Here is a 13,312-nt window from a genome sequence, read left to right as displayed (position 1 = left end):
TCCCTCGCACGGACGTGAATCACCGACCTCGGCCCGCGGGGGGACCATGGGGCTCCCCGTGGGGTTCGAGGCGGTCGGAGAGGCGATCGCGGAGGCTCGCTGCCCGCTCGCTGCCTGCGAGGCGGTGGGCCGGGAGGCCGCCCTGGACGGCGCCTCGGTGGACGAAGCGCTCGCCGGGTTGCGCCAGGCGTGGCAGGCGGTCCTGCGCGACGACCCGCCCTACGACGCCGTCGCGACGTTGGTCGGCGCCTGGAGCGAGGCCACCCTCTCGGTGGTCAGCCACATCAGCTGCGAGGACCCGATGACAGGGCTGTCCAGCGTGGCGCACATGCGCAGCAGCCTGGCCCTGCTCTACCGGGGCCACCGCCAGGGCGCCCCGCACCCGCGTGACAGCCATGCCCTGGTGGTCGTCGACCTTCCCCAGGACCGGCACGGCGGGGAGAGCAGCGGCGACCCCATCGGCCGCGCGATGCGGATGGCGACGCTGGGCGAGGCCGTCCGCACCGTCTTCGCGGGGCAGGAGGTGATCGGCCGGGTCAGCGCCAACCGCGTCGCCGTCCTGGCCGAGCGCGACGCACGGTTGGGCGTCAGGGCGCGACTGCTGCGCCGCTTCGTGGAGGGCGTCGACACCAGTGGGTACGACGCCCGGGTGTGGATCGAGGGCCTCCCCGCGAGTGACCTCGCGAGTGGCCTGCTGCTCGACGAGCTGGCGCGTTCCTGAGGTCCGTCGCCAGCACCGTCGCGACCACTAGGGTGGGTGCATGTGTGGTCGCTACGCGTCGAGTCGGCGCCCGGAGGACCTCGTCGAGGAGTTCGAGGTCGTCGACAACCGGGTGCCCGCGCCCTTGGAGGCCGACTACAACGTCGCCCCCACCAAGGAGGTGTACGCGGTCCTGGAGCGCCCTCCCCGAACCGGCACCGGCACCGGTGCCGACGGTGACGAGGTCGCGCCGCAGCGCCAGCTGCGCACGCTGACCTGGGGCCTGGTGCCGTCGTGGGCGAAGGACCCCTCGATCGCCAGCCGCATGATCAACGCCCGGATGGAGACCGCCGCCGAGAAACCGGCCTTCCGCAAGGCGTTCCGCCAGCGACGCTGCCTCCTGCCGGCCGACGGCTACTACGAGTGGTACGAGACGTCGCAGGTGACGAAGAGCGGCAAGCCGGTCAAGCAGCCCTACTTCATCCGCCCTCGTGACGGCGGCGTCCTGGCCATGGCCGGCCTCTTCGAGATCTGGCGTGACCCTGACCGGCCCGACGACGACCCCGACCGGTTCCGCTGGACGTGCACCGTGCTGACGACTGACGCGGCCGACGACCTCGGACACATCCACGACCGCATGCCCCTCATGGTCGAGCGCGAGCGCTGGGACGACTGGCTCGACCCGTTGCTGACCGAGGTGGAGCCGGTCCAAGGGCTCCTGGTTCCGGCCGCTCCCGGCCTTCTCGAGGCCTACCCGGTCTCCCGCGCGGTGGGCAACCACCGCAACAACGGGCCGGAGCTGGTCGAGCCGCTGCCCCTCACTGACGCGGGCGACGCAGGGTCGGGCGAGGATGGGGCCCTGTTCGACGTCGACGAGGTTGGTCCGAGGTGAGGGGAAGCGCATGAAGATCGAGGAACAGCTGGTCACGACGCCCGTCGGTGAGGGGCGCCTGGTGGTGCACCACGCCGATGACCCGGTCGCCGTCCTCCTGCTGAGTCATGGCGCCGGCGGCGGGATCGAGGCCCATGACCTCGTTGCCCTGGCCGAGGCACTTCCCCTTCAGGGCGTGACCGTGGCGCTGTTCGAGCAGCCCTGGCGCCGGTCCGGGCGCAAGATCGCCACGGCCCCTTCGACGCTGGACGAGGCCTTCGTGGCCGCGGCAGGGCACGTCCCGCAGGGACTGCCACTCATCGTGGGGGGCCGTTCGGCCGGTGCTCGCTCGGCCGCGCGCACCGCACTCCGGATCGGGGCGAGCGGATGCCTCGCTCTCTCCTTCCCGCTCCACCCGCCCGGCAGGCCCGAGAAGTCCCGACTCGGGGAGCTGCACGGCAGCGAGATCACCACGCTGGTCGTGCAGGGGGAGCGCGACACGATGGGGGCGCCGTCGGAGTTCCCCGACGACATCGACCTCTGCGTCGTCCCGTACGCCGACCACTCGCTCAAGGTGCCCAAGCGCGCGCCCGTCGAGCAGGACGAGGCGCTCGCCATCGTCGTACAGGCCACCCTCGAGTGGGTGGTGCGTGAAGCAGCCGGTGACGCGCTGGGGAATCAAACGGCGTGAGGTCGTGTTGTGCCCGGCGTGCTGGCAACCCTGACGACCGACGACACGACGGTAGTGTGGGACTCGATGACTGACTCCCTCACCGCCGAAACTGACGCGCAGCGCGTCGAGCGCTTCGAGCGCGACGCGATGCAGTACCTCGACCAGCTCTACTCGGCCGCGATGCGGATGACCCGCAACCCCGCCGACGCTGAGGACCTGGTCCAGGAGACGTACGCGAAGGCCTTCGCCTCCTTCCACCAGTTCAAGCCCGGCACCAACCTCAAGGCGTGGCTCTACCGCATCCTGACCAACACGTTCATCAACGTGTACCGGAAGAAGCAGCGGCAGCCGCAGCAGTCGATGGCCGAGGACGTCGAGGACTGGCAGCTCGCACGTGCGGAGTCCCACACCTCCTCCGGCCTCAAGTCGGCCGAGACCGAGGCGCTCGAGCGCCTGCCCGACTCCGAGGTCAAGGCAGCGCTGCAGAAGTTGCCGGAGGAGTTCCGGCTGGCGGTCTACCTGGCCGACGTGGAGGGCTTCGCCTACAAGGAGATCGCCGAGATCATGGAGACGCCGATCGGCACCGTGATGTCTCGACTGCACCGTGGCCGTCGCCAGCTGCGTGACCTGCTGAGTGACTACGTCCACGAGAACGACCTGCTCCCCAGGGGCGCCAGCACGAAGGGCGGGGACAAATGAGTCACGACCATTCAGACGACTGTGCGGACTACCTCGAGCGCATCGTCTACTTCCTGGACAACGAGCTCGACGGTGCCGACTGCGACGCCGTGAAGCGCCACCTCGACGAGTGTGGTCCCTGCCTGCGGAAGTACGACCTGCAGCGCACGGTGAAGACGGTCGTCGCGCGCTCGTGCAGCGAGTCCGCACCCGAGGGTCTGCGTGAGCGCGTGCTCGTCCAGCTGCGCGAGGTGCAGGTCCGCATCACCGAGGTCTGAGGCCTCCTACGAGCCGCACCGGGTGTCGTCGGGGGAGGGCGATTCGCCTCTGCGCCCCGGAGTTTGAGAAGATGACCCTCACTGACATCCAGGAGGAACACCATGGGCAAGACCGGTCGCAAGCGCCGCGCTCGTAAGAAGAAGGGCGCGAACCACGGCAAGCGCCCCAACGCCTGAGCGCGTACCAAGCACCAGGACCCCCGAGCCTCACGGCGCCGGGGGTCCTCGTCATTTGGCCCCGTCCCTTGGCCAGCCCGGCCAGCGCCGTCAGCCCAGTCTGGCCATGAACCTCTCGGCGTCGACCACCACGCGAGTGATCTCGCCGGAGGCCACCACCTTGGCGGGACCCTGGGGGCCCACGTTGCGCGCGCCCACGGCGAACCGGTGCAGGCGCCCGTCGACGTACGCCGTCGAGACCTGCACCTCGACCACCTGCCCCACGGCGCTGGGGGCGAGGTGCTGCACGTCGATCCGGGTGCCGACGCTGGTGCCTCCCTCGGGCAGCGACGGCGCCACCGCCTCGCAGGTCACCATCTCCAGCCACGCGATGAGCGTGGGGCTGCCCAGGACGCGCAGGGTGCCGCTGCCCACGGCCACGGCCGTGTCTTCCTCCGCAACGGTGAAGCGTCGGGTGTGGGTGGTGGGGGCGTCCATCTCTTCTCCTGTGCTGGCGGCCGGTGGCCGGGTCAGATGCCGAACGTGGCGCGGGGGTAGGCGGCGTCGACGTCGGTGATGACGTTGACCAGGTAGGGCACCCCCGAGGCGTACGCGCGGTCGAGGGCGGGGCCGATCTGCTGGGGGTCGCTCACGGTCTCGCCGGCGCCTCCGAGCGCCTTCACCACGTCGTCGTAACGGGTACGGGGGGCGAGGTCGGCGGCGACGTCGTAGCCGTACAGCATCTGCATCGGGCCCTTCTCCAGGCCCCAGGCGGAGTTGTTGCCCATCACCATGACGACGGGGAGGTCGTGGCGCACGAGCGTGTCCACGTCCATCAGGGAGAAGCCGGCGGCGCCGTCGCCCAGCAGGAGGGTGACCTGGGCCGAGGGGCGGGCGATGCGCGCGGCGATCGCAGCACCCAGGCCGGCGCCCAGGCAGCCGTACGGGCCGGGGTCGAGCCAGCCACCGGGCCGCTTCGGCTCCACGAACTTGCCGGCAAAGCTGACGAAGTCGCCGCCGTCTCCCACCACCACGGCGTCGTCAGCCAGCCGGGGGACGAGCTCGCCGTAAATGCGCGCCGGGTGGATGGGGTCGGCCTCGGCGGTCAGCAGGGTGTGGTCGCGCGCCGTGGCCGCCGCGACAGTGTCCTGCAGGCTCTGCGTCCACGCGGACCAGTCCGGACGCCGTCCGCCACGTTCGAACTCGTCGGCGATGCCGTCCAGGGCCAGCGTCAGGTCGCCCGCGACCGACCCGGCCAGCGTGGCGTGCCCGGAGACCTGACCCGGGGAGTCGGCCACGTGCACGACCTCGGCGGGCGGCGCGCCGTCCTTGCCACCGAAGGCGCCGTAGCCGAGTCGGAAGTCCAGCGGCGTGCCGACGACGACGACCAGGTCTGCCGTGCCGAGGGCCTGACCGCGGGCCTTCGTCACGAGGAGGGGATGCCCCCCGGGCAGGACGCCGCGGCCCATGCCGTTGGTCAGGGTCGGGATGCCGAGTGACTCGGTGAGGCGCAGCGCGGCCTCCTCGGCGTGGTCGGCCCACACGTCGGTGCCGAGCACCAGGACAGGGCGGCGGGCGCCGGCCAGCAGCGAGGCGATCTTGGCGAGGGCGTCCTGGTCCGGCTCGATCGGGGTGACCCGCTCGCCCGTCGGGGTGGGGCCGCTGGCGCTGGTGAAGAACTCGTCCATGGGCACGTCGACGAAGACCGGTCCGCGGTGTGAGCTGCCGGCGGTGCGGAAGGCTGTGTCGACGCCGTCCAGGACGTCGGCCGCGAGGGGGAGCGTGCGCGCGTCCTTCGCGACCGGTGCGACCAGGGGCGGCTGGTCCAGCTCCTGGAGGCTGCCGGTGCCCCACCGGTTCTGCGGCGCGCGGCCACCGACGACCACCATGGGCGAGCCGTTGAACTGTGCCTGCGCGATCGCGCTGATGCCGTTGGTGACGCCGGGGCCGGCGGTGAGCACGGCCAGCCCCGGGACGCGCGTCAGCTTGCCCGTGGCTTCGGCGGCGAAGGCAGCGGTCTGCTCGTGCCGGACGTCGACCAGGCGCATCGGCGGATCGGCCTTCACCGCGCCGTCGTACATGGGAAAGACGTGGGCACCCGAGAGGGTGAACATCGTGGTCACGCCATGGGCCCGGGCCGCGGTCACCGCCAGCTCGCCGGCGTGGCCGGTGGTCGTCTCGTCGGTCATGTGACGCAGGTTACTTGCCGGTCACCATTCTGGGGAGGTGCTGTCCGTTGCTGGTGCGCAGGGCGTCGTGGAGGGCCAGGAGGAGGTCGGCGCGGGTGGCCGGGCGGTGCGGCCCGAGCAGCAGCTGCAGTTGAAGGGCCCTCAGGAACTCCTGGGCGTTGCGGGTGCGCAGCCACGGATCGGCCGACGGAGGTACGTCGTCGGGGTCGGCCGCAGCGCCCACCCGGGCGACCCAGCGCTCGAGGACGTCGAACGGGACGCGCTCGCGCATCAGGACCTGCATCGTGGCGGCGGCCAGGTGGTCGGTCTCGCCGTGGTCGAGGGGGGTGGGGCGCACCAAGCGGTCGCCGATGACGTCGAGGAGCACCGTGAGCTCCATCGCCCCCAGGTGGCGCGACCCGGCCAGCGCGGCGAGCGCGTCGGCGCCGTGGGCCACGGCGCGCGCGGTGCCCTGCTCGGGGATCCAGCCGCGGAGGTCCTGCTCGCGCAGCAGCCACGTGGTGAGCAGGTCGCCCCACCGCAAGCACGTCGTCGCCGGAGCAGGTGCTCGTCGTTGTCACGGCGCAGGACGTGGGCGATGACGCGGGCCGACCAGCTGCGTCGGAAGACGGTGGGGGTGCCGGTCTCGCCGATCCCCACGCGCAGGCCGGCGACCATGCCGTCGCCGAGCCCCACCAGGAGGTCGTCGTAGACGCCACGTCCGATCCACACGGTCATCACCTGCAGTGCGAGGCCGTCACGAATCTCCGGGTCGGGTGATCCGAGCATGGTGGTGAGCTCGGCGGTGAGGTCGCCCAAGCTGCGGTCGTGGGGCACGTGCGCACCGTCGCGCACCACCCCGCGCCAGTAGCCAACTCCCATGACGTTCATCCTGCCAGCCGAACACCCGTGATGGGGAGGGTACGACCACTCCGTGATCGCAACGACACGGGTCGCGGCCCGACCACGACGGCCCCCGGCAGGAGAGGCTGCAGGACGTCCTAGGGTGGCCCTCGTGCCCTCCCTGACTGAACTGGTGCGTGCCCACACCGACCTCGACGACGCGGACGTCGACTGGCTGACGCGGCTGATGGCCGACTGGCAGATCATCGCCGACCTCTCCTTCGCCGACCTGGTGCTGTGGCTGCGGGACGCGGACGGACGCGGCTTCTGGGCCGGCGGCCAGATGCGACCGACCACGGGGCCGACCGCCCTGGTCGACGACGTGGTGGGCACCTTCGTCCCGGCCGGGCGCCGGCGGATGCTCGACGTGTCGTGGGAGCAGAAGCGCCTCGTCAGGGAGGGTGACCCCGAGTGGAGCGACGACGTCCCGGTGCGGGTCGAGGTGATCCCCGTGCGCCGAGGCGACCGGGTGATCGCGCTGATCATGCGCAACACCAACCTGCTCGGCATCCGGACCCCGAGCCGCCTCGAGCTCGCCTACGTCCAGACCGCCTCCGACCTCGCGCAGATGATCTCCCAGGGCCACTTCCCCCCGGAGGGACAGCGCAGCGAGGAGGCCGACGCTCCCCGGGTGGGCGACGGCTTCATGCGCGTCGACGCCGCGGGACGCGTGACGTACGCCAGCCCCAACGCCTTGTCGGTCTACCGCCGGCTCGGCCACCGGGGCGACCTCACCGGCCTCGTGCTGGGGGACCTCACCCGCGAGCTCGTCCCGCCGCGCCGACGTCCTGACGAGGAGACGCTGAGCGCGGTCCTCGGCGGACGAGCGCCCCGGGCGGCCGAGGTGACGACCGACGAGGCGTCGGTGATCGTCCGCTCCATCCCGTTGCTGCCGAAGGGCGAGCGGATCGGCGCACTCATCCTGCTGCGCGACGTCACCGACCTGCGACGTCGCGAGCGCGAGCTCATGACGAAGGACGCCACCATCCGGGAGATCCACCACCGGGTGAAGAACAACCTCCAGACCGTGGCTGCCCTGCTACGCCTCCAGGCACGCCGCATCGACGTCCCGGAGGCCAAGTGGGCGCTGGAGGAGGCCGTACGCCGTGTCGGCTCCATCGCGATCGTGCACGAGACGCTGAGCCAAGCGGTCGCCGAGCACGTGGAGTTCGACGAGATCGCCGATCGCCTGGGCCGCATGGTCAGCGACGTCAGCGCGACCGGTCACCGGGTGGAGATCCGTCGCGAAGGCTCCTTCGGCGACCTCTCGTCGGAGGTCGCCACCGCGTTGGCCATGGTGGTGACCGAGGTGCTCCAGAACGCGGTCGAGCACGGCTATCCCACGCTCGAGGACCAGCCCCAGGAGGGGTCACCTTCCCTGGAGCCCGGCCTCATCGTGCTGCGTGTCCACCAACGTCGGGGACGGCTCGAGGTCGAGGTGATCGACGACGGCGCCGGTCTGCCCGAGGGCTTCGACCTGGTCGGTTCGACCAACCTCGGCCTGTCGATCGTGCGCACCCTCGTCGAGTCGGAGCTCGGCGGAAGCATCACCATGGGCGCCGCCCCCACTGGGCGGGGGACCCGCGTCGCCATCGACGTCCCGCTCGACTGATCTCCCCCCAGTCCAGCGCGGGACGGGGTCAGGCGGTGCGGACCCGGGCTCGGGCGTTGCGGCGCTTGAGCGCGCGGCGCTCGTCCTCGCTGAGGCCGCCCCACACTCCGTGGTCCTGGCCGGCCTCGAGGGCCCACTGCAGGCAGAGCTCGCGGACGTCGCAGCGACGACAGACCTGCTTGGCCTCTTCGATCTGCAGGATCGCAGGTCCGGTGTTGCCGATCGGGAAGAAGAGTTCAGGGTCTTCGTCGAGGCACGCTGAACGGTGGCGCCAATCCATGGGGGAGGAGTCCTCTTCCTGGGTGGGGGGAGTGTGTGACTGCATGAGGGTCTGTGGACCCTGTGGCAGAGAGGTGGGGCAATGCGCAGAGGGACTTCCGAGGAGTCCGCGGTCAGGCGCATCCCAATCTTCCAACAGATGGGGTTTTGCACAACCCCTTTGGGGCGTCACATCCGTCACAACTAAAGTGGCTGACGTGACCCCGACTTCTGTGCCTACCCCCGGTTCCGAGCCCGCCGGGACGCTCGGTCCCGACTCGCCCGGCCGCGTTCCGTGGGCGTTGGCGATGGCCGCTGCCGCCGTCGCGCTGGAGGCCGTGGTCTTCATCGGCCTGGGGATTGCCGAGTTGGTCGCGCTGGACTCCAAGCGGTTGGCGATGGGACTCAGCACGGCGGCGTTCTTCGTCGCCTACGGCGTCCTCCTGGCCTTCTGTGCCCGCGCCCTGTGGTTGCGTGAGACCTGGGCGCGCAGCATCGTGGTGATGGCCCAGCTGATCCACCTCGGCACGGCGTGGAGCAACCGGGACGCCAGCCCCGGCCTGGCAGCGGCTGCGGCCGTCACGGCACTCGTCGTCCTGGTCGGGATCTTCCATCCCGCCAGCCTCAAGGCACTCGACCGCTGACGCCCACGTACGACGTGGGTGGGCGCCGAAAGCCCACCGGGCCGGCGCCCACGCTGCCGACCTGGGGTCAGGTGTCCGCCTGAGTCAGTCCGTCTCGAGCGACTGACGCAGCTGCTCGAGGGTGCGGGTGAGCAACCGCGAGACGTGCATCTGGGAGATGCCGACCTCGGCCGCGATCTGCGACTGGGTCATGTTCTTGAAGAAGCGGAGCAGCAGGATCTTCTTCTCGCGTGGTTCGAGCTGGTCGAGGAGCGGCTTGAGCGACTCGCGGATCTCGACGTGCTCGATGTTGGCGTCCACCGAGCCGAGCGAGTCGGCCAGTGAGGGGGCGCGGTCGTCGTCGTCGTCCCCGGCGTCCAGCGACAGGGTGGAGTAGGCGTTGGAGGACGCCATGCCCTCGACGACCTCGTCGAGCGTGACGCCGAGCGCCTCGGCGATCTCGCGCGGTGTGGGGGAGCGCCCCAGCTTCTGCGAGAGCTCCCCGGTGGCCGTGGAGATCTGCATGCGCAGCTCCTGCAGACGTCGGGGGACCCGGATGGCCCATCCCTTGTCGCGGAAGTGGCGCTTGATCTCGCCGATGATCGTCGGGGTGGCGTACGTCGTGAACTCGACCCCGCGTTCGACGTCGAAGCGGTCGATCGACTTGATCAGGCCGATCGTTCCTACCTGGACGAGGTCCTCCAACGGCTCCCCGCGGTTGCGGAAACGACGAGCGCAGTGCTCGACGAGGGGAAGGTGGAGGGCGACCAGCTCGTCGCGGGTGGAGCGTGCCTCGCCGGAGTCCGGCTCGGCTGCGACGAAGACGTCGAAGAGTTCGTGGCTGCGTCGCCGGAGAGCTTCGAAGTGGGTCTCGGCCTCTTCCCCGGGTGCTGTGCCCTGGGCGGTCGGAGTCATGTCAGACCTCGGTCCCCTGCAGGTCAGGAGCGTCGAGCAGGGAGTTGACCTGGAGGGTCACGGCGGCGACCCCGTCCTCGTGCGTGCTGGTGCAGGAGGTCGTCAGCGTGGTGAGCACCTGCCAGGCGAACGAGTCGGTCACGACGGCCACGGGGGCTTCGCTCGGCGTGGAGAGAGTGGCCCGGACCTCGCCCGGGGCGACGGTGAAGGTGCACTCGAGGTCGGAGCCGGGGGTCGCCGTGGCGACCAGGAGTGCGGCGGCCTCGCCCACGGCGATGCGCAGGTCCTCGATGTCGTCGACGGTGAAGTCGAGCCGGGCGGCCATGCTCGCCGCGGTGGTGCGCAGGACGTACACGAACGCCCTGTCGGCGGGGACGCTCAGCCGCACCTGTCCTGTCGAGGTGGCGGCGGGGGAGCGGTCGTCCAAGGTCGTCACTTCCGTCCTGCGAGGGGCAGCCAGGAGCAGCTGCGCTGGTGGGTGGTGCAGAGGGGTGTAGCGGAGAGGTGCAGGGGTGCTCCCGGGCCGGGCCCGAGGCGAGACGCCGGACGGGGTGAGCTGCGCAGGGCGCAGCCACCCCGTCCGGCGTGGAGGCCTCAGGCCTTCTTGGTCTCCCACTAGTCCCACCATAACTACAACTGGTGGTAACTGATGGAAGATGGCAGGTGACCTGCGGATATGCCCTGGGGGTCGATGGTGGTTCGTGGTGCTTGGTGAGTCTATTGCGGACTGGCTGCGGACCGTAGGCGCCCCTGGGACCGCGCCCATCCCTCCACGTCGGCTCGCTCCCAGATCTTCCCAGCCTTGAGCACGGCAACGGGTTCCGGGAACCCCTCTGCGGCGGCGAGCTGGTGCACTCGTTGCCGACTCACGGCGAGCATGTCCGCGACCTCTGCCACCCCAACCAGATTTTCTGGCATTGATTTCTCCAAATCCCTTGACGATCGTCAAGTGCATGGGTCACTCTGATGACACGCCTTGACGATTGACAAGCAGCATAGCAATCGCCCGGCCCACGCCACCGATGGTCCCAGCAGAGGAGTTCCCCATGAACGCAACGAGCACCGTCCCGACCGTCCCGTGCCCGACTTGGTGCGTAGCCACACCAGAAGAGCACGCAACCAACACGCCTCCGCTGCACCGCTCCGGACCCGTGGAGGGCATGTTCGAGTACTGGCAATCCGAGGGCGAGCCCATCACAGCCACTCTGCGCGGAGGGGTCGACGACAGCACCGACATGATCGCCGCCGAGTTGCATACCCTCGCCGCCGACGCCTTCGCTGCCGCCGAGTGGCTCGAGAAGAACGGCACCAAGGCATGAGCGCCGTGCCTGTTGCCGTGCCCTGCCCGTCTTGGTGTGACGAAGAGTCGGGACATGGATACGAACTCGTAGGCCCCCAAGACTCAGACGCTCGAATCCACGGCACGATCGCCGCCCGCGAGGGCGACTGGGTCGCCGACGTAACCGGGTTCGGGTACTGGACCGGGAAGGGCGAGACGCTCGAACGACTGGGGATCGAGTTGAATCAGCCCGAGGTCGTGGACAGCCGCGAACTGGCCGTGAGTTCGGCAGAGGAGGCACGCGCGCTCGCACGCCTGCTACTGGCGGCCGCGGACACGATGGACCGCATCAACGCGGAGGTGCCGGCATGAGCGCCGTGGCTAACTGCCCCGCGTGGTGCGTCAGCGCCCACGAAGTCGAAAGCACTCACGCGGAAGACCGCGCGTTCGCGGTTGGGTACCACGAGGGCCAGGCGACGGAGGTGACTTGCACCAGCAAGGCGCTGCTTCCGCTCGCAGGCAGGGTTGTCGAGCTTCCACTCACCCTGGTTGTCCAGCCCGAGGAGTACGTATCCGCGGGACGGCCGGTTGCCCTGGTGAGGCTTGGGGAGAAGGGGGCAGACGGCTGGGAGTTGACGCAGGCAGAGGCTCGGCGGGTCGGTCGAGCCCTCCTCGAAGCGGCCGAGACGTACCGCTGACGCCCCGAAACGACAAGAAACGCCCCGGTCACATCGACCGGGGCGGTTCTGTGTTCTCAGCAGGTCGTCTCAACCTCTCCGGTTGCGCTGAGCCGACGAGGCGGAGCGGCGGGCGACCCCAACTCCGCTTGGTCTGAGCCCTGGAATGCAGAAAAGCACCCCCACCGGGCGAATCGGTGGGGGTGCTTTGCATGCCCGACTAGTCGCCCACTAGAACGTCGCGAGCAATCCTCAGAATGCCATCCATCTCCACACGAGAACGAGCGTTCTTCAACTTCGACGTATCGAGCGTAACGACTCGGCCGTTGTCGAATTGGAGCTCCCAGACCCCTTGAACCGTGATAGTCCCATGCTCGTAGTCACGTGTGGAGTTCGTGTGCGAGAACTTGATTCCCTGCAACGATCGCCAAGGCTGAACGAAGGCCGAGACCGACTCGCCGTCCTGGTCGTCCTGCTTGCTGTCGCCACGCCACTCATCAACCGTCTTGTATCCCACGACTTCCACAAGGCCGAGTGGTGCGCTGGCGATCAGCTTCCACGTGGTTTCGCCTTCTGCCCAGTCCACCATTGCGACGAGCAAATCGGGTGCTGCCGTGGTGAACTCAAGAAGGGTCGCCAGCACCGGGGCCGGAGGCACGACGTAGACCTGGCTTTCGATGACGGTTCCGGCTGTGTACCAAGGAGATTCGCTCATGCGCCCGAAACTATCCGGCGGACACCTCTTGGCGGAGAACCTCCTGCGCCGAATACCCCGTCTTGGTTAGTACGGGAGCGTATCGACGGTTCAGTGTGGGATTGGCGGCGCCGCCGTTCACACCCCTGGACGCCTCCCAGCGGGTGTCTTTGGCGAGCGCGCGAGGAGGCGGTTGGCCCTAACACGTGTCAGCGCAGCTAGGGGCATCCAGGGGTGTACTGCGGAGAGTCTCCGCTTGAACTGTCGTCGCTCATAGGTTCAAACCTACTGTTTGTCCACTTCTCCCATTCCTAGGAGAGATGGGAGTGAGCGGCACCCGCCCGACCGCTGGACGCCCGAAGGCAAGCCGGCCCTCATCAGGGACGACCGTCCCTGTAGCCGACCAGGTACCTGCTGGAAACAGAAGGCGGCTTCAGCTTTGCAGCCGGGTCGATCCTGCTGATGATCCGTGCGACGTCGGCCGCGTCCCTCGAGCCGTCCCGCACCACGACCTTCAGACGAGAGGTTCGGTACCCCGGGTCCCATTCGGCCTGGTACCCCGACGCAATAAGGGCAGACATAGCCTTGTGTCTCAAGCTCTCATCACTGAAGCTGTAGTTCGCGAATGATTGCTGCACGGATGCTCTCCTCCTAGGTGTGCGTTTCCTGCTTCAGAGGACGCTAGGGGCAGCCGCCGACATTGTCTCCACGCCAACAGTCCACGTGAACTGTTCGCTCGCACAAGGCGGGCCATGCGTGAGCGAACGCCGGGTGCAGGTCCAACGTCTTCACGTCCCCCAGAGGCACCCATGCCAGCCGAGCGGTCT

The 13,312-nt window shown here is 69.4% G+C and carries 19 protein-coding genes; 11 read left to right on the top strand and 8 right to left on the bottom strand.

Features of this window, described 5'->3' with window-relative positions:
• The first annotated feature begins 46 nt into the window (after nt 1-46).
• The 6 genes from FCL41_RS11675 to FCL41_RS17825 all read left to right on the top strand — a co-directional run bounded on the left by FCL41_RS11675 (nt 47) and on the right by FCL41_RS17825 (nt 3,377).
• Nucleotides 47-721, top strand: coding sequence for a hypothetical protein (locus FCL41_RS11675; RefSeq protein WP_137067075.1), 675 nt, complete (start codon nt 47-49; stop codon nt 719-721).
• Between the two features lie 40 nt (nt 722-761).
• Nucleotides 762-1,592: an SOS response-associated peptidase gene (locus tag FCL41_RS11670; protein WP_137067074.1), complete on the top strand. Its 831-nt coding sequence runs from the start codon at nt 762-764 to the stop codon at nt 1,590-1,592.
• Nucleotides 1,593-1,602: 10 nt separating this feature from the next.
• A complete protein-coding gene (locus FCL41_RS11665; RefSeq protein ID WP_137067073.1) occupies nt 1,603-2,262 on the top strand; it encodes an alpha/beta hydrolase family protein in 660 nt (219 codons plus the stop codon).
• A gap of 66 nt (nt 2,263-2,328) precedes the next feature.
• The gene (locus FCL41_RS11660) at nt 2,329-2,943 is read left to right on the top strand and encodes a sigma-70 family RNA polymerase sigma factor (protein WP_137067072.1); all 615 of its coding nucleotides are present in this window, start codon (nt 2,329-2,331) and stop codon (nt 2,941-2,943) included.
• A complete protein-coding gene (gene rsrA / locus FCL41_RS11655) occupies nt 2,940-3,200 on the top strand; it encodes a mycothiol system anti-sigma-R factor (protein ID WP_137067071.1) in 261 nt (86 codons plus the stop codon). The genes FCL41_RS11660 and rsrA overlap by 4 nt, the downstream gene beginning before the upstream one ends.
• A gap of 102 nt (nt 3,201-3,302) precedes the next feature.
• Nucleotides 3,303-3,377: a 50S ribosomal protein bL37 gene (locus tag FCL41_RS17825; RefSeq protein ID WP_369759046.1), complete on the top strand. Its 75-nt coding sequence runs from the start codon at nt 3,303-3,305 to the stop codon at nt 3,375-3,377.
• Between the two features lie 90 nt (nt 3,378-3,467).
• Here the strand turns inward: FCL41_RS17825 and FCL41_RS11650 are convergent, their stop codons facing one another.
• Genes FCL41_RS11650 through FCL41_RS17500 form a run of 3 tightly spaced genes read right to left on the bottom strand, consistent with a single transcriptional unit; the run spans nt 3,468 to nt 6,068 of the window.
• The gene (locus tag FCL41_RS11650; RefSeq protein WP_137067070.1) at nt 3,468-3,854 is read right to left on the bottom strand and encodes a thioesterase family protein; all 387 of its coding nucleotides are present in this window, start codon (nt 3,852-3,854) and stop codon (nt 3,468-3,470) included.
• A 32-nt stretch (nt 3,855-3,886) separates the two neighbouring features.
• Nucleotides 3,887-5,545 carry an acetolactate synthase gene (locus FCL41_RS11645; RefSeq protein ID WP_137067069.1) on the bottom strand — a complete coding sequence of 553 codons (1,659 nt, stop codon included), beginning with the start codon at nt 5,543-5,545 and terminating at the stop codon, nt 3,887-3,889.
• A 10-nt stretch (nt 5,546-5,555) separates the two neighbouring features.
• Nucleotides 5,556-6,068, bottom strand: a complete 513-nt coding sequence (locus tag FCL41_RS17500; RefSeq protein ID WP_239021627.1) for a DUF2785 domain-containing protein — start codon at nt 6,066-6,068, stop codon at nt 5,556-5,558.
• A gap of 471 nt (nt 6,069-6,539) precedes the next feature.
• Between FCL41_RS17500 and FCL41_RS11635 the strand changes: the two genes are divergently transcribed.
• Nucleotides 6,540-8,039 carry a sensor histidine kinase gene (locus FCL41_RS11635; protein ID WP_137067067.1) on the top strand — a complete coding sequence of 500 codons (1,500 nt, stop codon included), beginning with the start codon at nt 6,540-6,542 and terminating at the stop codon, nt 8,037-8,039.
• A 28-nt stretch (nt 8,040-8,067) separates the two neighbouring features.
• Here the strand turns inward: FCL41_RS11635 and FCL41_RS11630 are convergent, their stop codons facing one another.
• A complete protein-coding gene (locus FCL41_RS11630; protein ID WP_068113543.1) occupies nt 8,068-8,319 on the bottom strand; it encodes a WhiB family transcriptional regulator in 252 nt (83 codons plus the stop codon).
• Between the two features lie 196 nt (nt 8,320-8,515).
• Here FCL41_RS11630 and FCL41_RS11625 point away from each other — a divergent pair, with 196 nt between their 5' ends.
• Nucleotides 8,516-8,941, top strand: coding sequence for a hypothetical protein (locus tag FCL41_RS11625; protein ID WP_137067066.1), 426 nt, complete (start codon nt 8,516-8,518; stop codon nt 8,939-8,941).
• Between the two features lie 84 nt (nt 8,942-9,025).
• Here the strand turns inward: FCL41_RS11625 and FCL41_RS11620 are convergent, their stop codons facing one another.
• Both FCL41_RS11620 and FCL41_RS11615 read right to left on the bottom strand, forming a co-directional pair.
• Nucleotides 9,026-9,835 (bottom strand): RNA polymerase sigma factor SigF, encoded by an 810-nt coding sequence (locus FCL41_RS11620; RefSeq protein ID WP_137067065.1) that lies wholly within the window; start codon nt 9,833-9,835, stop codon nt 9,026-9,028.
• A gap of 1 nt (nt 9,836) precedes the next feature.
• The gene (locus FCL41_RS11615; RefSeq protein ID WP_137067064.1) at nt 9,837-10,271 is read right to left on the bottom strand and encodes an ATP-binding protein; all 435 of its coding nucleotides are present in this window, start codon (nt 10,269-10,271) and stop codon (nt 9,837-9,839) included.
• A 610-nt stretch (nt 10,272-10,881) separates the two neighbouring features.
• On the opposite strand from FCL41_RS11615, the gene FCL41_RS11605 reads away from it, so the two are divergent.
• The 3 genes from FCL41_RS11605 to FCL41_RS11595 are packed head-to-tail and all read left to right on the top strand — an operon-like array spanning nt 10,882 to nt 11,812.
• Nucleotides 10,882-11,154, top strand: a complete 273-nt coding sequence (locus tag FCL41_RS11605; RefSeq protein WP_137067062.1) for a hypothetical protein — start codon at nt 10,882-10,884, stop codon at nt 11,152-11,154.
• The gene (locus FCL41_RS11600) at nt 11,151-11,486 is read left to right on the top strand and encodes a hypothetical protein (RefSeq protein ID WP_137067061.1); all 336 of its coding nucleotides are present in this window, start codon (nt 11,151-11,153) and stop codon (nt 11,484-11,486) included. The genes FCL41_RS11605 and FCL41_RS11600 overlap by 4 nt, the downstream gene beginning before the upstream one ends.
• Complete coding sequence (locus FCL41_RS11595) at nt 11,483-11,812, top strand: DUF6907 domain-containing protein (protein WP_137067060.1); 330 nt, start codon at nt 11,483-11,485, stop codon at nt 11,810-11,812. The genes FCL41_RS11600 and FCL41_RS11595 overlap by 4 nt, the downstream gene beginning before the upstream one ends.
• Nucleotides 11,813-12,011: 199 nt before the next feature.
• Here FCL41_RS11595 and FCL41_RS11590 read toward each other — a convergent pair whose 3' ends face one another.
• Nucleotides 12,012-12,506 (bottom strand): hypothetical protein, encoded by a 495-nt coding sequence (locus tag FCL41_RS11590; protein WP_137067059.1) that lies wholly within the window; start codon nt 12,504-12,506, stop codon nt 12,012-12,014.
• Between the two features lie 356 nt (nt 12,507-12,862).
• Nucleotides 12,863-13,123 (bottom strand): hypothetical protein, encoded by a 261-nt coding sequence (locus FCL41_RS11585; protein WP_137067058.1) that lies wholly within the window; start codon nt 13,121-13,123, stop codon nt 12,863-12,865.
• Nucleotides 13,124-13,312: the final 189 nt, after the last annotated feature.

This window comes from Nocardioides jishulii, from assembly GCF_006007965.1.
Lineage (GTDB): Bacteria > Actinomycetota > Actinomycetes > Propionibacteriales > Nocardioidaceae > Nocardioides > Nocardioides jishulii.
The sequence above is the reverse complement of the archived record's forward strand: the minus strand, read 5'-3'. Positions and strand labels throughout refer to the sequence as shown.